Raw genomic sequence first — 23,954 nt, forward strand, 5'->3', positions numbered from 1 at the left:
TATTTGGACAATACGAGATTGCAAGACGACCGCATGCGCAGCCGACGCGTTCAGATCCTGGTGGCACTCGTCCTCACCGCGCTGTGGGGCGCGGGCATCTATGCCGCGCACGCCAACGGCCATCTGCGCTTTCTCGATCGCCTCGAAGCCACGCTGACCGACTGGCGGACGCAGGCCCGCGGCGTGCAGCGTCCGCCCGATGTCGTCACTATCGTCGCGATCGACGACACCGTCGTGAAGCGCGGTGGCAGCTATCCGCTGCCGCGCGCCGATCTTGCCCGCGTCGTAGACACCATCGTGCAGTTCAAGCCGAAGGTTGTCGCGATCGATCTCCTGCTCGTCGACCGCAGCGCCGCGATCGGCGATGCCACGCTGGCCAACACGCTCGCCACCGGTCCCATGGTGCTCGCCGCCGCGGCGATCTTCCCCTCCGCCAGCGAGACCGTGGCACCCAGCGAAGGCCCCCTGGCCGTGTTGCCCGAGGCCGAACGCTTCTTGCAGCCATTGCCCGCATTCGCCGATCACGCCGAGGTCGGCGTCGTCAATGTCGCGACGGGACAATCGGGCTCACCGCTCGCGGTGCCGATGCTGTTCCGGACGCGCGACAAGGTCGAGCTGTCGTTCCCTTTGCGTGTCGCCGCCCGTGCGCTCGACCAACCGCTGACGGTCGCGCCCGACCGTCTCATGCTGGGCAATCGCGCGGTGCCGACCGACAGCGACTTCGCGTTGCCGATCACCTATTACGGCCCGCGTCGGACGATCCGTACCGTCAGCGCACAGAGCATCTTCGACGGCACGCTCGATCGGGCGGCGATCGAGAACCGGATCGTCGTGATCGGCGCCTCGGTCGCCGGCGGCGGCGATTTCTATCCCACGCCGTTCGATTCCCTCATGCCCGGCGTCGAAGTGATCTCGACTGCGATCACGCATCTCGTCGCCGGCGATGCCGTCGTGCGCGACCGCAGGGTCCGTATTGCCGACGCGCTCTCCGCGACCCTTCTGCCGATGCTGCTGGTCGGCCTGCTCGCCTGGCGGCGTAGCGCGCTCGGCATCATGGCGGCGGCCGCGATGATGATCGCCTGGGCCGGACTCAATCTGTTCGCGTTCACGCATGGCGTCTGGCTGAACGCCGCGACCACGCTCGCCGCGGCAGTGCCGCCGGTGACGGTCTTTGCCGGCGTGCAGCTGTGGGCCGGAGGCCGCCGCACGCAATATTTCGCCGCCAAGAGCAGGTCGCTTGCGCAATTCCAGGCGCCGGCACTGCAGGAGTGGCTGGCGCGCGATCCGGACTTCCTGTCAAAGCCCGTCCGGCAGGATGCCGCCGTGGTCTTCGTCGATCTCTCCGGCTTCACCGGTTTGAGCGAGCGGATTGATCCGGACGAACTCAGGGATCTTCTGAAGGCGTTTCATGCACTGATCGACAAGGCCGCGATCGATTGCGGCGGCATGATCACCGGCTTCCTCGGCGATGGCGCCATGATCCTGTTCGGGTTGCCGCGCGCGATGCCCGACGACGCGGCGCGCGCGCTGAAATGCGCGATCGACCTGCATCGCGGTCTCGAACGCTGGATCGCCTCGCTGCCGCCGGCAGTCGCAGGTCAGCTCGGCTTCAAGATCGGCGCGCATTGCGGCCCGATCGTCGCCTCGCGGCTCGGCGAAAGCCATCAGCACATCACGGCGACAGGCGACACCGTCAACGTCGCAAGCCGGCTGATGGAGGTTGCCGCCCAGAATGATGCGCGGCTCGCACTGAGCGATACGATGCTGGATGCGGCCGACTTCCACGGTGCTCCCGACGGCGTCCTGTCAGGCCCCCTGCTGGCCCATGTCCGCGGCCGTTCTGGTGTCGTGACCGTCTGGTTCTGGCGCGATCAGAGCGGGCCAGGCCACGAGGCTGCCAAGGCCGAGATGATCGGCTGAAGTCCGCTACCGCGCCTCAGGCGGCGGCGAGCGATCCAGCACCTCATCCTTGGCGCCTTCGAGCAGATCGATGCCGTAGGTCTCGACCACGAGCGGCCCGCGCTTGCGCTGCAACTGCGCAACTTGCGTCACCGTTGCAAAGCGCTCGATGAGGACGGGATGCCCGTCCGCGCGCAGCTCGTCGACATAGAGCAGCTTGCCGGCGAGCAGCTTGGGATCCGGCTCGCCCATGTTGACCCAGCGGATGCGCTGGCTCTGCTGTGCCACACAGGTGCCGCGCGGCAGGTAGAACGCGAGCCAGCTCGTGGTGCCGTAGTCCTGTGCGAGCACACAGGTCGCACCGACGCGCACGCGCACCGCTTCGATCTCTGCTGCGAGCTCGCGCCAGCCGACACCGACGCTGCGCACGGTGGCATCGCGACGATAGCCCGACAGCCAGCCGGTATTTGCCTGAACGACCAGCGCTGCAAACATCACGATGCCGACCGGCGCGGCCCAACGCAGGCAGAAGTCGACGAGGCGCCGCTGGCGCGGCTTCCACTGCGCAAGGTTGGCAGCGGCGGCCGCGGCCACGACGAAGGGCGGATAGACCGGCGCGAACCAGTTGGCCTCGACGCGGGCATGCAGCGAGTGCCAGACGAAATAGGCGACGATGGTCCAGAACATCGTCTCGATCAGCACGCGCGAGGCCAGCGCGCCGGCGCGCTGCCAGGTCAGCGCGTGCAGGCCCATGGCGCCGAGGATGAAGACCAACGGCGTTGCGAACGCGATCTGCGTCGGAATCAGCTCTGCGATGAAGACCGGGCGGAAGTCCTCGATCTTCGCGCGCCCGAGCTGCTTTGCGAACGAGACCCATTGATGGTCCGCATTCCAAAGGATCACCGGCGAGAACAGCGCCAAGGCGACCAGGCCGCCGAGATACGGCCAGGGCGAGAGAAACCAGCGCCTGAGTTTCGGCACGGAAGCGAGCCAGATCAGGATCGCCGGCCCGAAGAACATCGCTGTGTATTTCGAGAGCAGCGCCGCGCCGACCGCGACACCGGCCGCGAGCCACCATGCGCCCCGGCCGGTCTCCAGCACCTTGGCGAGGAAGAACAGCACGAAGCTGGAGGCGACCAGCAGCGGCGCATCGGGCGTCACGATCAGCGTGCCGACGGAGGCCAGCAGCGTCACGTTGAGCAGGATGGCGCTGGTTGCAGCCACGCGCGCGCCGCCGAACAGGATTGCGGCGGAACGATAGACCGCGTAGCTCATCGGCAGTGCGAGCAGGATCGAGACGAGGCGGACGCCGAGCTCGGTATCGCCCGCGATCAGGGTGCCGGCGCGGATCACATAGGCGACCATTGGCGGGTGGTCGTAGTAACCCCCGGCCAGGTTCCTCGACCACATCCAATAATAGGCTTCGTCGAAGGTGATCGGCGTGAAGGCGGCCGCGACGAGCCGCAGGGCCACCAGCGCGAGGATCGTCAGCGCGGTGTTGCGGACGATCCGCGCGTCAGCTCCGCCCATCACGCGCTATTTCTTGCGCCAGACGAACAGTCCGGACATCGCGTAATTCCACACCACGCCCATCAGCGCGCCGGCCATGCCGGCCAGCCACCAGATCGGTTCCTGATCGTACACCGAGAATGCGACGCCGACATTGGCGAGCAGGCCGACGCTGCACACGATGTAGAAGGCGATCAGGCCGCGCAGCAGCGCAAAGCCCTTCAGTCGCTGATCGCGATAGGTGAGGAAGTTGTTGAGGATGAAATTGCTGGTCATGGCGACGATGGCGCCGGCGGCCTGCGCCTCCGCGAACGGCGCCTTGAACAGCTGAAGTGCGATGAACAGCGTGGTCAAGTGCACCACGAGACCGATGCCGCCGACCATCGCGAACAGGATGAAACGCAGCGAGACGATGTCGTTGGTCAGCTTGGCGAAGACGAGACCGAGGAAGTCGAGCGCGACCATGGAATCGAGCTTGCTCTCGCCGTGCTGGCGGGCGCCGAAGGTGTAGGGAATCTCGACCGCCCGCAAGCTGCCGTGCGCAGTCGCGACGACATCGAGCAGGATCTTGAAGCCGTGCACGGAGAGCTTTGGCGCGAGCTGCTCGAAACGGTCGCGGCGGATCATGAAGAAGCCGCTCATGGGGTCGGCAATCTCGACCCGCAACATCTTCTTGGCGACCTCGGTTGCGAGCGCACTGGCGCCGGCGCGCTGCTTATTGAAACCTTCGCTCTTGTAGCCCTCGATGTAGCGGCTGCCGACCACGAGGTCGGCCTGATCGCTTGCGAGCAGCAACAGCATTTTGGGCAGTTGCGTCTCGTCGTGCTGGAGGTCGGCGTCGATCACGGCCACATAGGGAGCGCTCGAGGCGAGGATGCCCTCGATGCACGCGCCCGACAGACCGCGGCGGCCGATACGGCGGACACAGCGCACGCGGCTGTCGCGCTGCGCCAGCGCGCGCACGACGTCCCAGGTGCCGTCGGGTGAATTGTCATCGACGAACACGACCTCCCAGGCGACGTTGGCGAGGGTCGCCTCCAGGCGCCGGTACAGCACCGTGACGTTGTCGCGCTCATTGAAGGTGGGGACGATGACCGACAGTTCCGGCCCCTCTTGAGCCTGGATGTCGACGCCCGGTCTGATCGCTTCATTCATGACGGCAGCGTATATCCGCCGCGTCCTGCGCTGCCAAGCCGGGGTCTCTGGGGAACGGCCCAAAAATGGGCCCAAAATGCCAACGACCCCGGAATGGCGGACCGCGCGTACATCCGGCGCAGGCCTGAGCTATTCCAAGGTCGTCCCAACGACGGAGTTCTTCGCTCAACGTCGCCGTTAGAGGCTACATGGGGACGGCAAAAGCGCTTCGCAAGGGGGTGGAAACCCCATTTTTCGCGCCCTATTGGTTGGGGACTTCCCGGATGATCGGCCCGCGCGGCGCGGGCGCGGCGGGTGCTGGCGGTGCAGCCGCCGGGGCCGGCTCGACCTTCGCCGGCTTGGGCGGCTTGCCGTACTGGCCGATCGGCCCGAACACGACGGCAACCGCAAGCACGATCGCCGCGACGATCGCCCCCAGAACGCCACCCACCGACTCAGACGACATGGAAACCCATCCCTGCTCCAGATGGGCCCACTGATACCATGGATGAGCGCGCGGCCGGAAGAGCTGCCAGCCAGCCTTGGTGACTTGCTACTTCTGGGGCGGCCGGTGCTTGACGAAGGCGATCACGATGTCCTTCTGCGCCGCCTCCACCGCCCTGTTGGCGGTAGCGAGATGGGCGCCGGCATCGATATCCGGATACTGCGTGGTGAGATAATCGAGCAGCGCCACGCGGTAATATTGCCGCTCCGATGGACAGGCGCCCGCAACCGAGCGGCCGAAATCCTGCTCCGACAGGCCCTGATTGGAGTCGCGCGAATATTCCCGCGCCAGGCAATGCCAGTAATCGTCGCGGCCCTGCTGGGCGAGCTTCTGTGCACTTTTCGCGTCGTCGTCATCTGCCAAGGCAGAACACGTCATGGCAGCAGATGTCATCGTGATGAGTGCGGCTCCCACCAACAGCATCCGCATTGTTGTTCTCCTTCTTCGCGGGTCCGGGCGCGAGCTTAGACGGGACGGGCCAACTGGCCAATCACATCTGGTTTGATTAGGATGAAGCCCTCCTCCCCCGACGATGCGAGATCCTCCCGTGGCCAAAGCAAAAACCGCGTCCAAAAAAACCGGCAACATCTTCATCGGCATCGGCGGCTGGACCTTCGAACCCTGGCGCGGCGTGTTCTATCCGGAGAAGCTCGCGCAGGCGAAGGAGCTGTCCTATGCCGCCTCGAAGCTGACCTCGATCGAGATCAACGGCACCTATTACGGCTCGCAGAAGCCGGAGAGCTTTCGCAAATGGGCGAGCGAGGTGCCTGATGATTTCGTGTTCTCGGTGAAGGGACCGCGCTTCGCCACCAACCGCCGCGTGCTCGCCGAGGCCGGCGATTCCATCAAGCGGTTCTATGATTCCGGCGTGCTGGAACTCGGTGACCATCTCGGGCCGGTGCTGTGGCAGTTCGCGCCGACGAAGAAGTTCGACGGCGCCGATTTCGGCAAGTTCCTGGAGCTGTTGCCGCGCAAGCTCGACGGGCGCGCGCTGCGCCACGTCGTCGAGGTCCGCCATGACAGCTTTTGCACGCCTGACTTCATCGCACTGATCCGCGAGTTCGAGACGCCCGTGGTGTTCGCCGAGCATGGCAAATATCCCGCCATCGCCGATGTCGCCGGCGATTTCGTCTATGCGCGGCTTCAGAAAGGCAATGACGAGATCAAGACCTGCTATCCGCCGAAGCAGCTCGATGCCTGGGCGGAGCGCTTCAAGGATTGGGCTGCGGGCGGTGAACCGGATGACCTGCCGAAGGTTGACAAGGCCAAGCCGAAGAAGGCGCCGCGTGACGTGTTCGCCTATGTCATCCACGAGGGCAAGGTGCGCGCACCTCACGGCGCCATGGAACTGATCGCGCGAGTGAGCTGAGGATGGTTCATGGCAAAGGCGAAGAAGCTCTTCACCATCGGCTATGAGCAGACGCCGCCCAAGGCCGTGCTGGACGAGCTGGAAGCTGCGGGCGTCAAGCTCGTGGTCGACGTGCGCGCGGTGACGTCGTCGCGCCGGCCGGGCTTTTCCAAGAAGCAGCTATCCGCCGGGCTCGATGAGCGCGGCATCGCCTATGTCCATCTCGCCGCGCTCGGCACGCCCAAGGAAGGTCGCCTCGCCGCCCGCAGCGGGCAATATGACGTGCTGGAGACGATCTATTCGAAGCACCTGAAGACGCCGCAGGCGAAAGAAGAGATGGACGAGCTGTCGGCGCTCGTAAACAAGGCCGGCCCGGTGTGCCTGCTCTGCTACGAACGCGACCACACCCACTGCCACCGCCGGATGATCGCGGAGATCATCGAGGAGCGCGATGGGGTGACGGTGAAGAATTTGGTTGGGAGGCAGGTGTAGCCCACCCGTCATTGCGAGGCGTCCCTCTTGGCGCGAGCCCGGAATCCATTCCTCCACCAACACTGCGGCCAGATGGATTCCGGGCTCGCGCTACGCGCGCCCCGGAATGACGAGTTACCCCTCTCCCGCCAACCTGAACGTTCCCTCCATCATCTGCACGCAGCTGCCGCCCACATGCGCCGACACGATCTTGCCGTCCTGCTTGCGCACGCGAGTCAGGAGAATGCTCGGCCGGCCCATGTCAAAGCCCTGGCCGACCGTGAGCTTCAACTCACCGTCGCGCGTGGGATCGAGATCGGCGAACAGTGCGGCTGCCGCGACCGTCGCGCTGCCGGTGGCGGGGTCTTCGGCGAGGCCGCCGGCGCCGCGCATGAACATCCGCGCCTGCCGCTGGCTAGGCGCCTCCGCCGCGGGCACATCGCGCGTGTAGAACCACACCGAGCGGGCGCCGTCGCGCGGCAAGACCCTGCCGAACGCGGCTGCGTCGGGCCTGGCACGCTTGAGCGCTTCGCGCGAATGCACCTCAGCCACGAGGAACGGCGTTCCGACGCCGACGACTTGCGGCGCATGGTGATCGGTCCTGATGTCATCAGCCGTCAAGGAGATGCAAGCCGCAACGTCAGCGGCTGAAACCTCCGCCAGTCGCGACAGCGGCTGCGGCGCGGTGAGCTCGGTACTGACCACCCGACCCTGCTCGCGCACGATGTCAACCGGGACCAGCCCCGCCTTCTGCTCGAACAGCAGGCGCGGCTTCGGCTCCTTCGCCAGGCTCGCTAGCACGAAGGAAGTGCCGACATTGGGATGGCCCGCGAACGGCATTTCCTGCACCGGCGTGAAGATGCGCACCTCGGCGTCGTTGGCCTTGTCGCGCGGCGGCAGCACGAACGTCGTCTCGGAATAGTTGAACTCGGTCGCGATCGCCTGCATCTGCGCGGCCGTCAGCCCGCCGGCATCGAGCACCACGGCGAGCTGGTTGCCGCCGAAGGCGCGGTCGGTGAACACGTCGACGGTGATGTAGCGGCGCTGCATCGTCACTTCCCCATGCAAGTCGCGGCCGACGGGCCGCATCACGCAGCAGTCTACAAGCCGAAAACATCGCTCGTCATGCCCCTAAATTCGGAGCAATCGGAGCAATCGCGGAAGAGATTCAGAAGCGAAAGAGCGGCCGTGGCGCCGCGAGCACTTGCGCACGCTCGCTCTTGTCGACGACTAGCAGATCGAGAAATTCCCGGTTCTTCGCGTAAGTCTGCGTCGCCTCGAATTGCGTGTGCGGCCAGTCGCTGCCCCACAATAGGCGATTGAGGCCGTAAGCGCCGCGCAGCAGCGGAAAGGCTTGCTTCGCGAAGTCTTCGCCGGCCGCACCGTTGCGATAGGGCGCCGAGATCTTGACCCAGACGTTCTTCGTCGCTCCCAGCTTCAGTACCGACTGGAAACCGGGATCGCCGACGCCGAGGTTCGGGTCCGGCAACGTGTAGTGATCGAGCACGTCGGTGACGCCGTGATCGAGCAGCTGTGGCGCGAGCACGGCAAGATCGGAGGCGTTGCGCTGGACCTCGACCTGCCACCCCATCGCTCTCACGCTTCCGAGCAGCGCCTTCCACTCGCCGGCGGCGAGATCCGGCAAGGGCTGGCCGACGAGATTGAGCCGAATGCCGACGACGCCGGCGCGATCGAGCACACGCAACTCGTCCGTCGTCGCCGCGGGATCGACCACGGCGATGCCGCGCAGGCGACCGCTCGCCTGCTTCAGGCAATCGACCAGATAGGAATTGTCGGTGCCGAGAAAGCTCGGCTGCACCAGCACGCCATTGCTCATGCCGCTCCGGTCGAGCTGCTCCAGATAGAGCGCCAGCGGCGCGTCGTAGCCGGGCGCATAGCGCCGGCCCGGCGCGAGCTGGAGACCTCGGTGGAAGACGTGGGCATGGCTATCGATCGTCGGCAAGGCCGCCTCACTCCTGGCTGTGGTGGCGGCCGTTGCGGCGAGCGATCCGAGGCCCGCACCAAACTGGCGGCGTGTGAGGCCGCGCGAGACGAACGTCATGGCACTTGCTCCCCATCTGCACGTCAGGCGCGCGTCGCGGCGGTCTGTTCGAAGACTTTGCCGCGCGTCTCCGGCAGCAGCAGTACCGCGATCAGGACCAGCGAATAGGCAAAGGCCGCATCGATGCCGATTGCAGGCCCAAGCCCGTTATGTTCGCTGAGGAAGCCGACAAGGAAGGGGAACGCGGCGGAGACGATGCGGCCGAAATTGTAGCAGAAGCCGACACCGGTGCCGCGCACGCCGGCCGGATAAAGCTCGCTGAACAGCGCCGCCATGCTGGCGGGAATGCCGGCGGAGAAGAAGCCGAGCGGAAAGCCGAGCACCAGCATCTGCCCATCTGTCAGCGGCGCGAAGATGTAGATCAGCACCGTGACGATGCAGGAGGTGGCAAAGAACGCGACATTGGCCCGGCGCCCGATGCGATCGCTGATGATGCCGCTGGTCACGCAGCCGCAGAAGAAGGCGACGATGATCACGGCGAGATAGCCGCTGGAGCCAAGCACCGACAGATGCCGGACTTCGCGCAAGTACGTCGGCAGGAAGGTTGTCAGCGCGGCATAACCGCCATGGGCTCCGATGCCGAACAGGCCGCCGATCAGGGTGGAGCGCAGCACGTCGCGGTGGAAGATGCCCGAGAGCGTTGCGAAGAACGGCGTCTTCTCGGCCGCGGCCGCGCGCGGCGGCTCCTTCAGACCGCGGCGGATGAAGATAATCAGGAGCGCGGGCAACAGGCCGAGCGCAAACAGGAGCCGCCAGGCGATGTCGGCCGGCGCATAGGTGAAGACCATCGCCGAGAGCAGCACGGCGGCGCCCCATCCCACCGCCCAGGCGCTCTGCACCGAGCCGAGCGCCTTGCCGCGATGCTCGGGCCGGATGATCTCGGCCATCAGCACCGCGCCGCAGGCCCATTCGGCGCCGAAGCCGAGGCCCTGAATCCCCTTCAAGACCAGGAGCTGGGTGTAGGTCATCGCGAAGGCGCAGGCGAAGGTCGCAAGCGCAAAGGTGGCCACCGTGATCTGCAGCGCCTTGACGCGGCCGAAGCGATCGCCGAGCGCACCGCCGAACCAGCCGCCGAACGCGCCGAAGAACAGCGTGATGGAGCCGAGCAGACCGGCGTCGGCCTTGCTGATGCCGAACGCGGCGATCAGCGCCGGGATGGCAAGACCGAACATCTGGACGTCGAGCGCATCGAGCGCCCAGCCGCCAAAGCTTGCCCAGAACGTGCGCCGCTCCAGCGGCGAGCTTTCGCTGTACCAGTTCGACATGTTTCCTACCCCTGTACTCGTTATTGCTTGATGACGTAGAAAGGCCGCTTCAGCGGATCTCGACGTGATAGCGGAAGCGGTCGGCCGGCCCGCGCGACCTGCGCCATTCGATCGGTCGGCGCTCGAGGTCGAGCGCGAGGCGCTCGATCACGATCAGCGGGGCATGAGGCGCGAGCCTGAGTAGGCGCGCCTGCATTTCGTTGGCGGTCTCGACAGTGAGGATCTCCTCGGCCGAAACCACGACCTCGCCGCAGCGCTCCTCGTAGAGCGGATACAGGAGGTCGCCGAATTCGGCGGTGTCGATCTCGAGGATCTTGGCGAAACGTGATTGCTGCAGCCAGATCTCCTCTGCGAGCAGCGGCACGTCGTCGATCAGGCGCAGGCGCGAGAGGCTGATCACCGGCTCGCCGACCGGGATGCGTAGCGCGGATGCGACCGCCGATGTCGCCGGCACGCTCTTGCGGCGGATGATCCGGCTCTTCGGCACGCGCCGCTCGCCGCTCTCGGACTGGAAGCGGAAGAAGCGGAACAGCGATGAATTGAACCGCGCGCGGCGCACGAAGGTGCCGCGGCCCTGCTGCCGCTCGAGCACGCCGTCGCTGACGAGCTGATCGATCGCCTTGCGCACGGTGCCGATGGCAACGCCGTAATGCGCAGCCAGCTCGGCTTCCGAAGGGATCGGCTCGCCCGGCCGCCACTCATTGCGGTTGATGCGCGCCGCGAGGTCGTCGCGCAGGCGCTGGTAGCGTGGCAGGCGGTCGTCGAGCGGCGTTGAATTCATTTAGTCATATAGATGACTAGATGAAGCGCAAGTCAAGGCGGCAAGCCTGCCGTCGCCCGCCCGACACGGGCTGGCAGAACCTCGCCAGCCCGGCCTCATCTGATGCGAGCCCTAGTTCGGGGACGCGTAGGCCGTGTTGGGCAGGCAGGGCGGCTGCTTGCAGGGATCAGATGCAAACGCACCCTCTGCCGGAGCCCTGACGCAGTCTGTCGTGACGTGAGTTGCGGCGTGCCGCGCCGTGACGTTGCGCGCGGCTGCGGCTTCGGTTTGAAGGATCGCGGTGGCGATCAGCGCGGCCGCAACAAGGGTCGATCGGGTCATTGGCTTTCTCCGGATAACGAATGAAAGCCGAGACGTTTCGGCTTCCACCGTGCAGGACCCGAAAACTAGCAGGGATATTTCATCACGCGTCGTCAACGCAGCGCGACGGCGCTTCAACGACGCGCGACTCACATTTGAAGGCGGGCTAGCCGAGCTGAAACACCGGCACTTTCTGCCCGTAGCCGCGCACCTCGACTTCGCCGAGCGCGACGGCATCGCTACCGTCTGCGCCCAGCGCCTCGCGCACGGACGCGGAGATCAGCAGCTGCGAGCCGAACTCCTTGTTCAGCGCCTCCAAGCGCGAGGCGAAGTTCACGGTATCGCCGATGACGGTGTATTCCTTGCGCCGGGGCGAGCCGATATTGCCGGCGACGACCTCGCCGAAATGGATGCCGATGCCGATGCGAAGCGGCCAGCTGCCCTCCGCGTTGATGCGATCCATTGCCATCAGCATCTCGCGGCCGGCGGCGACCGCGCGGTGCGCGGCGTCGGAGGCCTCCAGCGGCGCGCCGAACAGCGCGAGGAAACCGTCACCGAGAAACTTGTTCACGATGCCGCCCTGACGGTCGAGGATGTCGACCAGCACGGCGAAGGCGCCGTCGAGCCGATCGACCACCTCTTGCGGCGTGCGCGATTGCGCGCCGGCCGTGAAGCCGCGGAAATCGACGAACATCACCGCGACGCGGCGGACGTCGCCGCTTGTGCTCGTTCCCGTCGCCATCAGCTGCTCCACCACCTGCGGAGAAACGTGCTGGCCGAACAGATTGGTCACCCGGTCGCGCGCGGTGGCCGCCGCGATGCTGGCGGCAAATTGCCGCCGCAGCTGCGCGCCCACGGCGCCGGCCAGCACCCCGCAGATCAGGATGATGATGCTGCGCACGGCATGGAAATAGATCAGGGGTTCGTCGGCCTCCCCCGCCGAGTTGTAGTACAGCGCGATCGCCAGAAGCCCGGCTGCGGCTACAAAACCCGTGAAAGTGGAGAGCCAGAAATCGAGCCGCAGAGTGGAGAGGATGACGAAAATGAAGTACATCAGAGGCACGGCGAATCCGAGCGCCTGGCTCGCGCCCATGGTCCGGATTTGCAGGATGAGCATCACCGTCGGTAGCGACGTCTCGATCAGCGTGCCGATATAGCGCCTGATCACCGGCACGTCGCGATCGAGGCGGAGGTTCTTCCTGATCTGGGTATGGACCCAAACCTCGAACAGGATGAAGCCGACGAGAAGGCCGTAGACCTCGATCAGCCCTTTCGTTCCGCGCCAAACCCGGTTCACCACGGCGGGATCAATCAAGTAGATCGCGGTGAGGAACAACATCATGACGCAGCCCGTCATGATGAGGGCGCGCACCCGCAACAGCTCGGTGCGCAGCACCTCCCGCGTCAGCTCGCGCTCGAAGTCCTCCGATAGCACGGTATGATGCCGCGCCTTCCTGCTCGCAAACCTGACCATTTCACCCCCTGGTCATTCCGGGGCGCGAAGCAGTCGCGAGCCCGGAATCTGGAGATTCTCAGGTGCGCAACTGCGCACCATAATTCGATACTAGCGCATCGCCCCGGGATGACATCAAGGCCAGTTTGCCTCAATCCAGCGTGCGGCGGAAGCGCGTCACGGCGATGGTCATGGCGAGCAGCATCAGGGCCGTCAGCGCCAGCGTATCGAAGCGCAAATTCTGCATGGTCGCGCCCTTCAGCATGATGGCGCGGACGATGCGCAGATAATGGGTCAGCGGCAGGCATTCGCCGACATACTGCGCCCAGGTCGGCATGCCCGCGAACGGGAACATGAATCCGGACAGAAGAATGCTCGGCAGGAAGAACATCATCGACATCTGCATGGCCTGGAGCTGGTTCTGCACCACCGTCGAGATCGTATAGCCGATCGACAGATTGGTGGTGATGAACAGCGTCGAGAGCAGCGCCAGCAGGACGAGGTTTCCGAGCACGGGCACGCCGAACAGACCGACGCCGATGCCGATGATCAGGAAGGCCTGGACGAAGCCGACCAGCACGTAAGGCACGATCTTGCCGAACATCACCTCGACCGGCTTGATCGGCATCGACAACAGGCTCTCCATGGTGCCGCGCTCGATCTCGCGCGTGACCGACAGTGCGGTGAAGATCAGCATGGTCATGGTCAAAATGGTACCGACCAGGCCCGGCACGATGTTGAGGCTGGAGGCCGCGGCCGGATTGTAGCGGGCATGCGCGCGGATCTCGAACGGCATCTCCGGAGGATCGCCGATGAAGAGATCGTGCTTGAGCGCGGTCTGCACGACCATGCCGAGCGAGCCGAGCGCCGCGCTCGCCGCAACCGGATCGGTGGCATCGGCGGCGACCAGCAGCGCCGGCCTGTCGCCGCGCCGCACCGCCCGCTCGAAGCCGCGCGGGATCTCGACGCCGAACAGCACCTTGCCGGATTTCAGCAGGTTGTCGAAATCGTCGACGTCGTGCACTTCGTAGAGAAAGCGGAAGTAGGCTGTGTTCTCCAGGGCCTTCAGAATCGAGCGGGTGAGATCAGAATCCTCCTGGAGCAGCACGGCACTCGGCAGATGATGCGGCGTGGTGTTGATGGCATAGCCGAACAGCATGAGCTGCATCACAGGCAACATCACGATCATCGCGAAGGAAACGCGGTCGCGCCTGAGTTGGATGAACTCCTTGATCAGCATCGCATAGGAGCGCCGCAGGAAGCCGAAGCGCTCGCGAATTTCCCGGGCTGGAGCTGGAAGATCAACCACGCTCATTGGAAATTATCCTTGGAGCGCCCCATCAGCTCGATAAACACGTCTTCGAGCGAGGGTTGCGACTTCTGCCAGTGCAGCCCACCCTTCTTGCGCCAAGACGCGATGCTGTCTTCGAGCGCCGCGACGTCGCGGCCGGAGACGTGCAGCGAGGTGCCGAACGGCGCCACCATGTCCACGCCCGGCTTGCCGGTGAGCGCGGCCCCGAGCCCGTTCAAATCCTCGCCCGTGACGGTGTAGGTCGTGAGCGCCGACTTCGCGATCACCTCCTCCACGGTGCCGTGCGTCAGGAGATGACCGTAGGCGATGTAAGCGATCTCGTGGCAGCGCTCGGCCTCGTCCATGTAGTGGGTCGAGACCAGCACCGTGAGACCGTCGGCGGCGAGTGCGTGGATCTCGTTCCAGAAATCGCGCCGCGCCTTGGGATCGACGCCGGCGGTCGGCTCGTCGAGCAGCAACAATTGTGGGTTGGGCAGCGTGCAGGCCCCGAGTGCCAGCCGCTGCTTCCAGCCGCCGGAGAGCTCGCCCGCAAGCTGCTCCTCGCGCCCCGAGAGCCCGAGCCGCGTGATCATGTCACGTGCGGCGCCGCGCGCATCAGCGAGGCCATAGAGCCGCGCGACGAATTCGAGGTTCTCGCGCACCGAGAGGTCCTGGTACAAGCTGAAGCGCTGGGTCATGTAGCCGACCTGGCGCTTGATCTTCTCGGCATCGCGGCGGATGTCGTAGCCGAGGCAGGTGCCCTCGCCGCTGTCCGGCGTGAGCAGCCCGCAAATAATGCGGATGGTCGTGGTCTTGCCCGAGCCGTTGGGTCCGAGGAAGCCGTAGATCGAGCCGCGCTTCACCTGCATCGACAGATCGTGCACGACCTCGCGGCCGCCGAACGATTTGGTCAGGCCCTTGACGTCGATGGCGATGCCGTTGCCGTTGCTCATCGCTTGTCCGCCACCGGGGTCTTTGGATTGAGATGGACATCGATCGGCTGTCCGACCCGCAAGGCGTCAGGCCGCGAGGGCCGCGCCTGGATCAGGTAGACCAGCTTGTTGCGCTCATCGAGGCTGTAGATGACGGGCGGAGTGTATTCCGCCGAGGTCGCGATGAAATAGATCTTTGCGGTGAGATCGGCGACGCAATTGTCGCACGAGACACGCACCGTATCCCCGATCGCAAGCTTGGACAGCTCGGTCTCCGGCACGAAGAAGCGCAGCTTCATGTTGCCCGGCGGCATGATCGAGAGCACCGGCCGCTGCGCCGCGACCATCTCGCCCTCGCGGAAATAGATCTGCTGGATGGTGCCGGCGACCGGCGCGAAGCCCTTGCGCCGCGCCAAGCGCGTCTCCGACGTCGCCACCCGCGCTTGCGCCACCCGCAAAGCCGAAACGGCGGAGTCCAGATTGGCCTGCGTACCCGCGCCGGTCTTGCTCAGTGAGGCGGCACGGTCATAGGTCTGCTGTGCATTCGCCAGCGTCGCCTTGTTCTGGTTGAGATCGGCAAGCTGGAGATCATCATCGACGGAATAGAGGTGATCGCCGACCTTGACCTCGTCGCCCTCGCGGACATTGAGCTTGATCACCCGGCCGGCTTCGTCCGGGCTGACGAAGATCATGTCGGCCTCGACCCAGCCCTGGAAGCCGGGATCGCGCTGCTCGTTGCAGCCGGCCAGCCCGGCCGCGAGAACGATCGTCAATGCAAGACTGAAAATTGCTTGCGACGACCTCATGTCGTCCTCCGTTCGCCAAAAATCAAATCGAGATGAACGCGCAGCATCTCCCGCGCATCGAGCGGCGCATGCCGCGCAAACAGGCTCTGCCAGATCACCGCGATCATCGCAGGCGCGACCAGAATCTGCGGATAGCGAGCAAGATCCTTTTCGCGGATCTCGCCGCGGGCAATACCGAGCTCGATCAGCGCGCGCATGGCGGCGATCCCACGCGAGACCACCTCGCGGTAATAGAAGTCGGCGACCGAGGGAAAGCGCGGCCCCTCTGCCACGATCAGGCGCACCAGATCGCCGCGCCTCGTGCCGATCACCTCCTTCAGGAAGTTACCGGCGAACGCCTCGATCAGGTCGCGCACCGAGCCCGCCGGCGGCGGCAGCGTAGTCAATCGCGCGACCACGGGGACGATGACGATGCGCACCAGCTCCTCGAACATCGATTCCTTGTCCTTGAAGTGCAGGTAGATCGTGCCCTTTGCCACGCCGGCACGCTTGGCAATGTCGTCAAGGCGCGTCGCCGCAAACCCGCGCGCGATGAATTCGTCCATCGCCGCTTCCACGATCGCCGCACGCCGCTCCGCCGCGCGCGCGGCGCGGTTCGAGGCAGGCGCCGCGTCGGGGCCAGCAGCCTCAGGGCCGTTCGCGTGGGAGGCCGCAGAGGGCAAGGCGGCTTTGGTCGGCTTCTTCGTCATTCGACATTTATGACTGACTGGTCAGTCATAGTCAAGTCTGCAAAAGGCGCTCCCCCGCTTCGCAGAGAAATTAGTATTGACTAATGCATTAGTAATCGCTAATTTGAGGCCATGATCCAAGCCACTCCAAACCCCGTCACCATCGTGATGCGCGTCCTCGCCGATCCCACCCGCCGCGCCGTGTTCGAGCGCCTGTTCGAGAGCAAGGAGATCAGCGTCGCCGAGCTGACGCGCGGCAGCGGCGTCACTCAGGGCGCGATTTCGCAGCACCTGAAGTCTCTCAAGCAGGCCGGCCTCGTCGCCGAGCGTGCAGAGGGCCGCAATGTCTATTACCGCGCCGCGCCGCAGGGACTCGAGCCGCTGGTGACCTGGATGGATCACTACGGCGTCTTCTGGCGCGAGCGCTTCCAGAACCTGCGTGACCTGTTGAAGGAGATCGATCCGTGAGTACTGCCGCGTCGAAAGCCGAAACAAAGGACATCGTCATCGACGAGGTGCTCCCTCATGCACCGGAGACGATCTGGAAGGCGCTGACCAGCGCGCAATTGATCGCGCGCTGGCTGATGCAGCCGACCGGCTTTGAAGCCGTCGAAGGCAAAGCCTTCACGTTCCAGACGACCCCAGGCGGCAACTGGGACGGCGTGATCCATTGCCGGGTTCTCGAGGTCGTGGCTTTCAGGCGTCTCGTCTATGTCTGGAAAGGCGGCCATGAGCTCAACACCGGTTACGGCGCGCCGCTCGACACCGTCGTGACGTGGTCCCTCACCCCGGTCGAAGCCGGCACGCGGCTCCGCCTGGTCCATGCGGGCTTCGTCCTGCCCAGGAACGAGTCGGCCTACACAATCATGAGCGGCGGCTGGAAGAAGGTCGTCCGTCAGCTCGACGAGATCAGCGGCGAAAAGTGAGTGGGAGATATCACGATGGACAAGCCCTATACCGGCGGCTGCGCCTGCGGCGCGATCCGCTATTCGATTGTCGGTGAGCCGCTGTTCAGCAATCACTGCCAGTGCCGGGACTGCCAGCGGGAGAGCGGCAGCGGCCACGGCTCCTTCGCGACCTTCGCGCGCGCCGGCGTCACGCTGAGCGGCGAGGCGACGCACTGGGACATGGTCGGCGACAGCGGCAACGTGAAGACGCGCGGCTTCTGTCCGCAGTGCGGCCTGCCCGTCTATATGACCTTCGCCGCGATGCCCGACATCTTCACCATCCGCGCCGCGAGCCTCGACGAGCCCGCCCGCTACAAGCCGCAGGCGGTGACCTACGCAGCGCGCGGGCATGGCTGGGATCGTCTCGACCCGGACTTGCCGAAGTTCGAGGGGATGCCGCCGGGGTGAGCAGCGAGGGAGTGACGACCGACGCCGGAAATCACCGCCCATTCGCCGGGCTTGGCCTCTAGCGGCAACTCGCCGCGCACCCTTGATTAGAGACAAACCGCTACGCAAGCGCTCGCGCCATCGTGACATGGCAATGGCGGCGCCGCGGCCGCCTCAGCCATGGAACCTGAGGCCGTCGACGATCTTGTCGATCACCTTGCGCTCGGCACGAACGGCGAGACCGACGAGATTGAGCTCGTTTCGCGCCACCGCCCTCACCGCCTCGCGGTTGGCGGCGTCATGCGTGGTCTTGAACATGTCTTCAGTGTAGACGGCCGGCTTGACGTTGCGTGTGAGCGCACGGTCGAGCGCGCGCGACAAGGCAGGACCGTCGGCGCCGTAGATCAGGATCGGCTGGCCAATCAGCGCGTGATATGCCGTGCCCGAGGCGTCCTCATAGGGCTCGCCGACGCATTCGGGAAACGCAGCCGCGATGCCGCTGGTGAGAAAGGCCGCAACGTTGAGCTTCTGCCAGGCCTGAAGATCAGTGCGGATCACGACGGCGATCTTGGTGTCGAACTGCATGCATGTCTCCACAAATTGTCATTCCGGGATGCGCCTTAAAGCGCAGACCCGGAATCTGGAGATTATCGCACGAGATTCCGGGTTCGTCGCTGCGCGAGGTCCCGGAATGACGGAGCAGAAAATCAACCCTTGGCGTCGCAGGCCCAGGCGCGGATCACGCATTCCTTGCCGCCGTATTTATAGCATTCGCGTGTGGCGGCATTGAGCGAGGCGGAGATCTTGGGCTTGACGGCATAGCCGTAAGCGCCGCAAGGGTTTGTCATATCGACCGACATCGCCGCGCACGCACGCTTCATCGTCACCGTCGTGCAATCGCCCTTGCACTGCTTCTGCGCCGCGGCGCGCGCCTCGTGCTCGGCGCTGTAGTCATAGGCCTGGCCATAGGCACCACACTTGCCGACGGCGAATGCACCGGCCGCATGGGCTTCGGTAATGTAACGGGCGCCGGAAACACAAACCGACAGCGCAAAGAAAAACATCGCGCAACGGCGCGCGACGACATTCGAAGCCATGGAAAACCCCTCCCCCCAAGGCAGGTGGAGAACTCTAAGCGGCGGTCGTTTCCAGATGGTGAACGGGGAGTTGAAAACGGAAGGCTAGGAGCTGCGGTAGAGTGCGCAAAAGCGCGAAGCGCCGTGCCCACCATTTATCTCCACCGAAATCGAAAAGGGTGGGCACGCTTCGCTTTGCCACTCCTACGCTCCTACGACAGGTCATCCCCGTCGGGCCGCTTCCAGCGCCTGCGGCGTGTCGATGTCGAGGAAGGCGCTCTCGCCATCAACCGGCACTTCGGCGACTGCCTCCGCATGCTTGGCGATCAAATGCCTCGCGCCGACGTCGCCGTCGAGCGTCATCAACTCCTTGAAGAAGCGGCGCGACCACAGCACGGGATTGCCGCGGCGGCCTTCGCTGACGGGCACGACGATGAGATTGCCGCGGTCCGGCGCAAAACCGTCGATGAGACGATCGATCAGCCCTGCATCGATCAGCGGCATGTCGCCGAGGCACACCACCGCGCCGTCGCAGCTCTCGGGCACGGCGGCGACGCCGGCCTTGACCGAGCCGGCGATGCCGCCGGCGAAATCCGGATTACGGACGAACTTCACCTTCAACCCTTGCAGCGCCTGCTCGACCAGCTCGGCCTGGTGACCGGTGACGACGATCACTTCGGATGCTTTGGAGGCCAGCGCCTGCTCGGTCGCGAGGCGCACCAGCTTTTTGCCGTCGAGCTCGGCGAGCAGCTTGTTCGGTCCGCCCATCCGCGTCGAGCGGCCCGCCGCGAGCACGATGGCCGCGACCTGACTGTTGCCCTCGGTCTCGGGCTTGGCGCGCGGCTGCGGCCGCGTCACGATCTCCATCAGGAGACCGCCGACACCCATGCCCATCAGCTCGGACCGCGTCACCTTGATGCCGGCGAGCAGCCGCATCAACACCCAGTCGAACCCGTTCTCGACCGGCGAGCGCGCGCAGCCTGGCGCGCCGAGCACCGGCACATTGCCGGCGCGGGCGATCAGCAACAGATTGCCGGGATCGACCGGCATGCCGAAATGCTCGATCTCGCCGCCGATGCCGGTGACAGCCGCCGGAATCACGTCGCGGCGATCGGCGATCGCGGATGCACCGAATACGATCACGAGCTCCGCGCCCAGGCCCAGCACCTCATTGATCGCTGCCGACAGCGCCTGCTCCTCGTGCGGGACACGCCGCTCGCCAACGATGCTGGCGCCGGCCGGCGCGAGCCGCTCGGCGGTGACGCGCAGGGTTTTGTCGATCACCTTGGAGGAGAGGCCCGGCAGCAGCGTCGAGACCACGCCGACGCGCTTGATCACGTAAGGCGCGACCTTCAGCACGTCCTTGCCGGCGGCCTGCACGGCGGCATCGCGCAAACGTCCCTCGACGCCGAACGGGATGATCTTGACGGTGCCGACCATCTCGCCCTCGACCACCGGCTTGAAAGCGGTGAGCGTGGCAAAGGTGATGGCCTCGTCGACATTGTTGATGCGGTCGACCGCGGCGCGGTCGACCACCAGCACGCCCGGCCGCGCGGCGAACAGATTGGCACGGCCGGTGAAGGCGCGCTCGACATGGATGCCCTCGCCGCCGACCGCAAGCGCGATGCTCGCGGCCGCAACGTCCTCGGAGACGTCGCCCTCCTCCATGCGCACCACGACGATGTCCTTGATGCCGACGCGCTCCAGCGCTTCGACCTCGGCCGGACCGATCGTCGTGCCCTTCTTCAGCACCAGCGGTCCCTGACGCAGGGTGTGGACGGTCACCCCGCCGATCGCATCCCTGGGGCTCGCTGGTCCGAACTTCATGCCGCTTGTTCTCTCTCTTTGGGAGGCAGGCGGAGCACCGCCGTAATCTCGGCCATGATCGCGACCGCGATCTCGGATGGCGAGACCGCGCCGATCGCAAGACCAATGGGCGCGTGGATGCGCGCGATGTCGCTTTCCTTCGCGCCCTGCGCCCGCAACCGATCGGCCCGCTTGGCATGCGTTTTCCGCGAGCCGAGCGCGCCGATGTAGAAGCAGTTGCGCTCGAAGGCGTGCAGCAGCGCGGGGTCGTCGATCTTGGGATCGTGCGTCACCGCGACGAACGCCGTATAGGCGTCGACATTGAGCGGCGGCAGCGCGGTGTCGGGCCATTCGGCGATCAGGGGAATGTCGGGAAAGCGCTCAGGGCTCGCAAAGGCCGTGCGGGGATCGACGACGGTGACGTCATAGCCGAGCGAGCGCGCCAGCGGCGCCAATGCCTGGCTGATATGAACCGCACCGACGATCACGAGCTTTGCGGTCGGCGCGTAGACATTCAGGAACAGCTTCCTGCCGCCGGCCTCGACATTGGCGCTCTTGCCCATGCGAAGCTGCTTCTCCAGTTCGGCCCCTAGCGGGTCCTTGGCAAAGTCTGCGGCCTTCACCAGACGCTGCTCACCGGTCTCGGTGTCGGTGACGAGGATCACGGGCCGGCGCGCGGCGCGCTCGGCGTTGAGTTCGTGCAGGATTGCGAGCTTCACGGCTAGCCAACCTTCTCGACGAAGACTCGGATGGTGCCGCCGCAGGACAGCCCGACATTCCAGGCGGTCTCATCGGCGACGCCGAACTCAAGCATTTTCGGCTTGCCGCTCTCGATCACGTCCATAGCCTCGGTGACCACGGCGCCTTCGACGCAGCCGCCGGAGACGGAGCCGAGGAAGGTGCCCTCGTCATTGATGACGAGGCTAGAGCCCGCCGGGCGCGGGGCCGAGCCCCAGGTCTCGACGACGGTGGCGAGCGCGACGCCACGGCCGGCCTTCTGCCAGTCCTCCGCCGCCTTCAGAATGTCCTCGTCGCGATCAAGCATGGGGCGCCTCTCAAGCTGCGGAGCGGATCAGGCTGCGGTGATGCGGCGGCAGCGGCTGGGAGAGCGTCGTGATCAGCTCCTGGATCGAACTCAAATTATGTACCGGGCGGAATTCGTCAACGTGGGGAAGCATCATTTTGATGCCCTGGGCCTTGGCCTCGAAGCCGCCGAACCGCAGCAGCGGGTTGAGCCAGATCAGCCGCCGGCAGGACCGGTGCAGCCGGTCCATCTCGAAGGCGAGCTTGGAATCGGCCTCCCGCTCCAGCCCGTCGGAGATCAAGAGCACGATGGCACCCTGGCTCAGCACGCGCCGGGCCCACAATTTGTTGAAGTTGTGCAGCGAGGCCGAGATCCGCGTACCGCCTGCCCAGTCCTCGACTGCGGCCGAGCAACTCGCCAGCGCCTCGTCGGGGTCGCGCTGGCGCAGCGCGCGGGTAACGTTGGTCAGCCGCGTGCCGAACAGGAACACCGAGACGCGTTTTCGTGCATCGGTGATGGCATGCAGGAAATGCAGGAACAGGCGGGTGTACTCACTCATCGAGCCCGAGATATCGAGCAGCGCAACGATCGGCGCCGGCTTCTCGATCCGCCCGAGGTGATGGATGTCGATGATGTCGCCGCCGGTCCGCAAGGAGGCGCGCAGCGTGCGGCGCAGGTCGAGACGCAGGCCCCGCGGATCGGGTCGTTGCCGGCGCGTCAGCAGCTCGGCCTGCGGCAGGTGCATCCGCTCGATGGCGTGCAGCGCCTCGGTGATCTCCGCCGCGGTCATCTGCGCAAAATCCTTTTTCTGAAGGATTTCCTTGTCGGAGACCGACAGGCGCAGGTCCTGCTCCTGGTGCTGCGGCGTCTCGGTCATGCGCGGCTGCGACATCGCCTCCTGGACGCGACGGGCGCCGGCCTGCGGCTTTTTCTTGGCCTGCTCCGGAAGCGGCACCGAATCCAGCATGTGCTTCCACTCTTCGGAGGCCCGGAAGAACAGGTTGAAGGCTTGGCTGAAAATCAGCGCATGCTCGTGGCGCTTGACGAAGATCGCCTCCAGCGTGGTGAAGACATCGGACCGGTTGCCGATGTCGATCACCTGCAGGGCGCTCATGGCATCGATGACGGCGCCCGGACCGACCGGCATGCCGGCCGCACGCAGCGCGCGGGCGAAGCCGACGATGTTGTCGGCGAATTGCCCTGTCTGCTCAGGGGCAAGGTGGTTGATGGCCATGGTCTATCCCCGCTCTGTCATTCCGGGGCGTCGCGAAACGACGAACCCGGAATCCGGAGGTTGTGGCATGAGATTTCGGGTTCGCGCTTCGCGCGCCCCGGAATGACGCCTAATCGCTCGTCGCTTCCTTCAGCACCTTCTGCAAGGTATCGCCCTGCATGCGGGTGATGTCGTCCTGGTACTTGAGCAGAGCGCCCAGCGTGTCGCCGACCACTTGCGGGGTGAGCGAGCGGGCATCCAACTCCGACAGCGCGGTGGCCCAGTCGATGGTCTCGGCGACCCCAGGCGACTTGTAGAAGTCCTGGCTGCGCAGTGCCTGGACGAAGCGCACCACCTGCTGCGACAGCTTTGCGGAGATGCCGGGCACGCGCGTCTTGACGATCGCAAGCTCGCGCTCGGCGGCAGGATAATCCACCCAGTGATAGAGACAGCGCCGCTTCAGCGCGTCGTGGATCTCGCGGGTGCGGTTGGAGGTGATGATGACGATCGGCGGGTACGGCGCCTTCACGGTGCCGAATTCGGGGATGGTCACCTGGAAGTCACTGAGGATTTCGAGCAGGTAGGCTTCGAACGCCTCGTCGGCGCGGTCGAGCTCGTCGATCAACAGCACCGGCGGGCCCGCGACATCGGGCTCCAGCGCCTGGAGCAGCGGCCGCTTGATCATGTAGCGATCGGCGAAGATGTCGCTCGAAAGCTGCTCGCGATCGGTGTCGCCGGCGGCTTCCGCCATCCGGATCGCGATCATCTGCGCCGCGCTGTTCCACTCGTAGACCGCGGAGGAGACGTCGAGGCCTTCGTAGCACTGCAGGCGGATCAGCTTCCGCCCCAACGCCACCGAGAGCACCTTCGCGATCTCGGTCTTGCCGACTCCGGCCTCGCCTTCCAGGAACAGCGGCCGGCCCATCCGCAGCGACAGATACGTCACCGTCGCCAGCGATCGCTCAGCAAGATAGCCGCGCGACGTCAGGAGTTCGAGCATCGCATCGACCGATGCCGGCAGGGCCGCTAGAGTCATGAAAGGCCAGTCTCGTTTACGCCCTCACCGGGCAAGCCTTG

Annotated in this window: 27 protein-coding genes; 6 read left to right on the forward strand and 21 right to left on the reverse strand. The window is 65.4% G+C overall.

Annotated elements, in window-relative coordinates; genetic code table 11:
- The first annotated feature begins 33 nt into the window (after positions 1-33).
- Complete coding sequence (locus P6U28_RS19110) at positions 34-1,920, forward strand: CHASE2 domain-containing protein (protein WP_129145763.1); 1,887 nt, start codon at positions 34-36, stop codon at positions 1,918-1,920.
- 6 nt (positions 1,921-1,926) lie between these two features.
- Here P6U28_RS19110 and P6U28_RS19115 read toward each other — a convergent pair whose 3' ends face one another.
- From P6U28_RS19115 to P6U28_RS19130, 4 genes are all read right to left on the reverse strand, one after another.
- The gene (locus P6U28_RS19115; protein WP_407122985.1) at positions 1,927-3,429 is read right to left on the reverse strand and encodes a glycosyltransferase family 39 protein; all 1,503 of its coding nucleotides are present in this window, start codon (positions 3,427-3,429) and stop codon (positions 1,927-1,929) included.
- 6 nt (positions 3,430-3,435) lie between these two features.
- A complete protein-coding gene (locus tag P6U28_RS19120) occupies positions 3,436-4,563 on the reverse strand; it encodes a glycosyltransferase family 2 protein (protein WP_122402552.1) in 1,128 nt (375 codons plus the stop codon).
- Positions 4,564-4,804: 241 nt separating this feature from the next.
- Complete coding sequence (locus P6U28_RS19125; protein WP_122402551.1) at positions 4,805-5,008, reverse strand: hypothetical protein; 204 nt, start codon at positions 5,006-5,008, stop codon at positions 4,805-4,807.
- 87 nt (positions 5,009-5,095) lie between these two features.
- On the reverse strand, positions 5,096-5,476 hold the full coding sequence (locus P6U28_RS19130) for a hypothetical protein (protein ID WP_129145761.1): 381 nt from the start codon (positions 5,474-5,476) through the stop codon (positions 5,096-5,098).
- 103 nt (positions 5,477-5,579) lie between these two features.
- On the opposite strand from P6U28_RS19130, the gene P6U28_RS19135 reads away from it, so the two are divergent.
- Positions 5,580-6,416, forward strand: coding sequence for a DUF72 domain-containing protein (locus P6U28_RS19135; RefSeq protein ID WP_129145760.1), 837 nt, complete (start codon positions 5,580-5,582; stop codon positions 6,414-6,416).
- A 9-nt stretch (positions 6,417-6,425) separates the two neighbouring features.
- Positions 6,426-6,887 (forward strand): DUF488 family protein, encoded by a 462-nt coding sequence (locus tag P6U28_RS19140; protein ID WP_407122986.1) that lies wholly within the window; start codon positions 6,426-6,428, stop codon positions 6,885-6,887.
- Positions 6,888-7,001: 114 nt separating this feature from the next.
- On the opposite strand, the gene P6U28_RS19145 is transcribed toward P6U28_RS19140, so the two are convergent.
- From P6U28_RS19145 to P6U28_RS19190, 10 genes are all read right to left on the reverse strand, one after another.
- Positions 7,002-7,916, reverse strand: coding sequence for a PhzF family phenazine biosynthesis protein (locus tag P6U28_RS19145; RefSeq protein ID WP_407122987.1), 915 nt, complete (start codon positions 7,914-7,916; stop codon positions 7,002-7,004).
- A 118-nt stretch (positions 7,917-8,034) separates the two neighbouring features.
- Positions 8,035-8,928, reverse strand: coding sequence for an amidohydrolase family protein (locus P6U28_RS19150; protein WP_407122988.1), 894 nt, complete (start codon positions 8,926-8,928; stop codon positions 8,035-8,037).
- Positions 8,929-8,951: 23 nt separating this feature from the next.
- Positions 8,952-10,193: an MFS transporter gene (locus P6U28_RS19155; protein WP_407122989.1), complete on the reverse strand. Its 1,242-nt coding sequence runs from the start codon at positions 10,191-10,193 to the stop codon at positions 8,952-8,954.
- A gap of 49 nt (positions 10,194-10,242) precedes the next feature.
- The gene (locus P6U28_RS19160; RefSeq protein ID WP_129145755.1) at positions 10,243-10,974 is read right to left on the reverse strand and encodes a GntR family transcriptional regulator; all 732 of its coding nucleotides are present in this window, start codon (positions 10,972-10,974) and stop codon (positions 10,243-10,245) included.
- Positions 10,975-11,085: 111 nt separating this feature from the next.
- Positions 11,086-11,295, reverse strand: coding sequence for a hypothetical protein (locus tag P6U28_RS19165; protein ID WP_407122990.1), 210 nt, complete (start codon positions 11,293-11,295; stop codon positions 11,086-11,088).
- Positions 11,296-11,440: 145 nt separating this feature from the next.
- Positions 11,441-12,748 carry an adenylate/guanylate cyclase domain-containing protein gene (locus P6U28_RS19170; RefSeq protein ID WP_407122991.1) on the reverse strand — a complete coding sequence of 436 codons (1,308 nt, stop codon included), beginning with the start codon at positions 12,746-12,748 and terminating at the stop codon, positions 11,441-11,443.
- A gap of 130 nt (positions 12,749-12,878) precedes the next feature.
- Positions 12,879-14,042 (reverse strand): ABC transporter permease, encoded by a 1,164-nt coding sequence (locus P6U28_RS19175; protein ID WP_407122992.1) that lies wholly within the window; start codon positions 14,040-14,042, stop codon positions 12,879-12,881.
- Positions 14,039-14,971 (reverse strand): ABC transporter ATP-binding protein, encoded by a 933-nt coding sequence (locus P6U28_RS19180; RefSeq protein ID WP_122402540.1) that lies wholly within the window; start codon positions 14,969-14,971, stop codon positions 14,039-14,041. Before P6U28_RS19180 ends, P6U28_RS19175 begins: the two co-directional genes overlap by 4 nt.
- Positions 14,968-15,756, reverse strand: a complete 789-nt coding sequence (locus tag P6U28_RS19185) for an HlyD family secretion protein (protein ID WP_407122993.1) — start codon at positions 15,754-15,756, stop codon at positions 14,968-14,970. The genes P6U28_RS19180 and P6U28_RS19185 overlap by 4 nt, the downstream gene beginning before the upstream one ends.
- A complete protein-coding gene (locus P6U28_RS19190; protein ID WP_407122994.1) occupies positions 15,753-16,445 on the reverse strand; it encodes a TetR/AcrR family transcriptional regulator in 693 nt (230 codons plus the stop codon). The genes P6U28_RS19185 and P6U28_RS19190 overlap by 4 nt, the downstream gene beginning before the upstream one ends.
- 111 nt (positions 16,446-16,556) lie before the next feature.
- On the opposite strand from P6U28_RS19190, the gene P6U28_RS19195 reads away from it, so the two are divergent.
- The 3 genes from P6U28_RS19195 to P6U28_RS19205 are packed head-to-tail and all read left to right on the forward strand — an operon-like array spanning position 16,557 to position 17,779.
- A complete protein-coding gene (locus P6U28_RS19195) occupies positions 16,557-16,892 on the forward strand; it encodes an ArsR/SmtB family transcription factor (protein WP_407122995.1) in 336 nt (111 codons plus the stop codon).
- Entirely contained in the window at positions 16,889-17,350 is a 462-nt protein-coding gene (locus tag P6U28_RS19200; protein WP_407122996.1) for an SRPBCC family protein, read from the forward strand. Before P6U28_RS19195 ends, P6U28_RS19200 begins: the two co-directional genes overlap by 4 nt.
- 15 nt (positions 17,351-17,365) lie before the next feature.
- Entirely contained in the window at positions 17,366-17,779 is a 414-nt protein-coding gene (locus P6U28_RS19205; RefSeq protein ID WP_122402535.1) for a GFA family protein, read from the forward strand.
- 153 nt (positions 17,780-17,932) lie between these two features.
- On the opposite strand, the gene P6U28_RS19210 is transcribed toward P6U28_RS19205, so the two are convergent.
- The 7 genes from P6U28_RS19210 to P6U28_RS19240 form a co-directional block, all read right to left on the reverse strand.
- Positions 17,933-18,343 carry a DUF2000 family protein gene (locus P6U28_RS19210; protein WP_122402534.1) on the reverse strand — a complete coding sequence of 137 codons (411 nt, stop codon included), beginning with the start codon at positions 18,341-18,343 and terminating at the stop codon, positions 17,933-17,935.
- Between the two features lie 122 nt (positions 18,344-18,465).
- Complete coding sequence (locus P6U28_RS19215; RefSeq protein WP_122402533.1) at positions 18,466-18,855, reverse strand: DUF4189 domain-containing protein; 390 nt, start codon at positions 18,853-18,855, stop codon at positions 18,466-18,468.
- Positions 18,856-19,056: 201 nt separating this feature from the next.
- Complete coding sequence (locus P6U28_RS19220; RefSeq protein ID WP_407122997.1) at positions 19,057-20,661, reverse strand: NTP transferase domain-containing protein; 1,605 nt, start codon at positions 20,659-20,661, stop codon at positions 19,057-19,059.
- Positions 20,658-21,359 carry an XdhC family protein gene (locus tag P6U28_RS19225; protein WP_129145748.1) on the reverse strand — a complete coding sequence of 234 codons (702 nt, stop codon included), beginning with the start codon at positions 21,357-21,359 and terminating at the stop codon, positions 20,658-20,660. The genes P6U28_RS19220 and P6U28_RS19225 overlap by 4 nt, the downstream gene beginning before the upstream one ends.
- Before the next feature lie 2 nt (positions 21,360-21,361).
- Positions 21,362-21,685 (reverse strand): XdhC family protein, encoded by a 324-nt coding sequence (locus P6U28_RS19230; protein ID WP_008564652.1) that lies wholly within the window; start codon positions 21,683-21,685, stop codon positions 21,362-21,364.
- Between the two features lie 10 nt (positions 21,686-21,695).
- Positions 21,696-22,898 carry a VWA domain-containing protein gene (locus P6U28_RS19235; protein WP_209295211.1) on the reverse strand — a complete coding sequence of 401 codons (1,203 nt, stop codon included), beginning with the start codon at positions 22,896-22,898 and terminating at the stop codon, positions 21,696-21,698.
- A 109-nt stretch (positions 22,899-23,007) separates the two neighbouring features.
- The gene (locus P6U28_RS19240; RefSeq protein WP_407122998.1) at positions 23,008-23,913 is read right to left on the reverse strand and encodes an AAA family ATPase; all 906 of its coding nucleotides are present in this window, start codon (positions 23,911-23,913) and stop codon (positions 23,008-23,010) included.
- Between the last annotated feature and the right edge of the window lie 41 nt (positions 23,914-23,954).

This window comes from Bradyrhizobium sp. STM 3561, assembly GCF_045571455.1.
GTDB lineage: Bacteria > Pseudomonadota > Alphaproteobacteria > Rhizobiales > Xanthobacteraceae > Bradyrhizobium > Bradyrhizobium vignae.

What these genes read in the sequence shown, in the direction of transcription:
- P6U28_RS19175 (WP_407122992.1), bottom strand. Translation starts at nt 14,042, where the DNA reads ATGAGCGTGGTTGATCTTCCAGCTCCAGCCCGGGAAATTCGCGAGCGC.
- P6U28_RS19110 (WP_129145763.1), top strand. Translation starts at nt 34, where the DNA reads ATGCGCAGCCGACGCGTTCAGATCCTGGTGGCACTCGTCCTCACCGCG.
- P6U28_RS19220 (WP_407122997.1), bottom strand. Translation starts at nt 20,661, where the DNA reads ATGAAGTTCGGACCAGCGAGCCCCAGGGATGCGATCGGCGGGGTGACC.
- P6U28_RS19195 (WP_407122995.1), top strand. Translation starts at nt 16,557, where the DNA reads ATGATCCAAGCCACTCCAAACCCCGTCACCATCGTGATGCGCGTCCTC.
- P6U28_RS19235 (WP_209295211.1), bottom strand. Translation starts at nt 22,898, where the DNA reads ATGGCCATCAACCACCTTGCCCCTGAGCAGACAGGGCAATTCGCCGAC.
- P6U28_RS19135 (WP_129145760.1), top strand. Translation starts at nt 5,580, where the DNA reads ATGCGAGATCCTCCCGTGGCCAAAGCAAAAACCGCGTCCAAAAAAACC.
- P6U28_RS19115 (WP_407122985.1), bottom strand. Translation starts at nt 3,429, where the DNA reads ATGGGCGGAGCTGACGCGCGGATCGTCCGCAACACCGCGCTGACGATC.
- P6U28_RS19230 (WP_008564652.1), bottom strand. Translation starts at nt 21,685, where the DNA reads ATGCTTGATCGCGACGAGGACATTCTGAAGGCGGCGGAGGACTGGCAG.
- P6U28_RS19190 (WP_407122994.1), bottom strand. Translation starts at nt 16,445, where the DNA reads ATGACGAAGAAGCCGACCAAAGCCGCCTTGCCCTCTGCGGCCTCCCAC.
- P6U28_RS19140 (WP_407122986.1), top strand. Translation starts at nt 6,426, where the DNA reads ATGGCAAAGGCGAAGAAGCTCTTCACCATCGGCTATGAGCAGACGCCG.
- P6U28_RS19155 (WP_407122989.1), bottom strand. Translation starts at nt 10,193, where the DNA reads ATGTCGAACTGGTACAGCGAAAGCTCGCCGCTGGAGCGGCGCACGTTC.
- P6U28_RS19185 (WP_407122993.1), bottom strand. Translation starts at nt 15,756, where the DNA reads ATGAGGTCGTCGCAAGCAATTTTCAGTCTTGCATTGACGATCGTTCTC.
- P6U28_RS19180 (WP_122402540.1), bottom strand. Translation starts at nt 14,971, where the DNA reads ATGAGCAACGGCAACGGCATCGCCATCGACGTCAAGGGCCTGACCAAA.
- P6U28_RS19205 (WP_122402535.1), top strand. Translation starts at nt 17,366, where the DNA reads ATGGACAAGCCCTATACCGGCGGCTGCGCCTGCGGCGCGATCCGCTAT.
- P6U28_RS19150 (WP_407122988.1), bottom strand. Translation starts at nt 8,928, where the DNA reads ATGACGTTCGTCTCGCGCGGCCTCACACGCCGCCAGTTTGGTGCGGGC.
- P6U28_RS19240 (WP_407122998.1), bottom strand. Translation starts at nt 23,913, where the DNA reads ATGACTCTAGCGGCCCTGCCGGCATCGGTCGATGCGATGCTCGAACTC.
- P6U28_RS19145 (WP_407122987.1), bottom strand. Translation starts at nt 7,916, where the DNA reads ATGCAGCGCCGCTACATCACCGTCGACGTGTTCACCGACCGCGCCTTC.
- P6U28_RS19215 (WP_122402533.1), bottom strand. Translation starts at nt 18,855, where the DNA reads ATGGCTTCGAATGTCGTCGCGCGCCGTTGCGCGATGTTTTTCTTTGCG.
- P6U28_RS19120 (WP_122402552.1), bottom strand. Translation starts at nt 4,563, where the DNA reads ATGAATGAAGCGATCAGACCGGGCGTCGACATCCAGGCTCAAGAGGGG.
- P6U28_RS19125 (WP_122402551.1), bottom strand. Translation starts at nt 5,008, where the DNA reads ATGTCGTCTGAGTCGGTGGGTGGCGTTCTGGGGGCGATCGTCGCGGCG.
- P6U28_RS19170 (WP_407122991.1), bottom strand. Translation starts at nt 12,748, where the DNA reads ATGGTCAGGTTTGCGAGCAGGAAGGCGCGGCATCATACCGTGCTATCG.
- P6U28_RS19130 (WP_129145761.1), bottom strand. Translation starts at nt 5,476, where the DNA reads ATGCGGATGCTGTTGGTGGGAGCCGCACTCATCACGATGACATCTGCT.
- P6U28_RS19160 (WP_129145755.1), bottom strand. Translation starts at nt 10,974, where the DNA reads ATGAATTCAACGCCGCTCGACGACCGCCTGCCACGCTACCAGCGCCTG.
- P6U28_RS19165 (WP_407122990.1), bottom strand. Translation starts at nt 11,295, where the DNA reads ATGACCCGATCGACCCTTGTTGCGGCCGCGCTGATCGCCACCGCGATC.
- P6U28_RS19210 (WP_122402534.1), bottom strand. Translation starts at nt 18,343, where the DNA reads ATGCAGTTCGACACCAAGATCGCCGTCGTGATCCGCACTGATCTTCAG.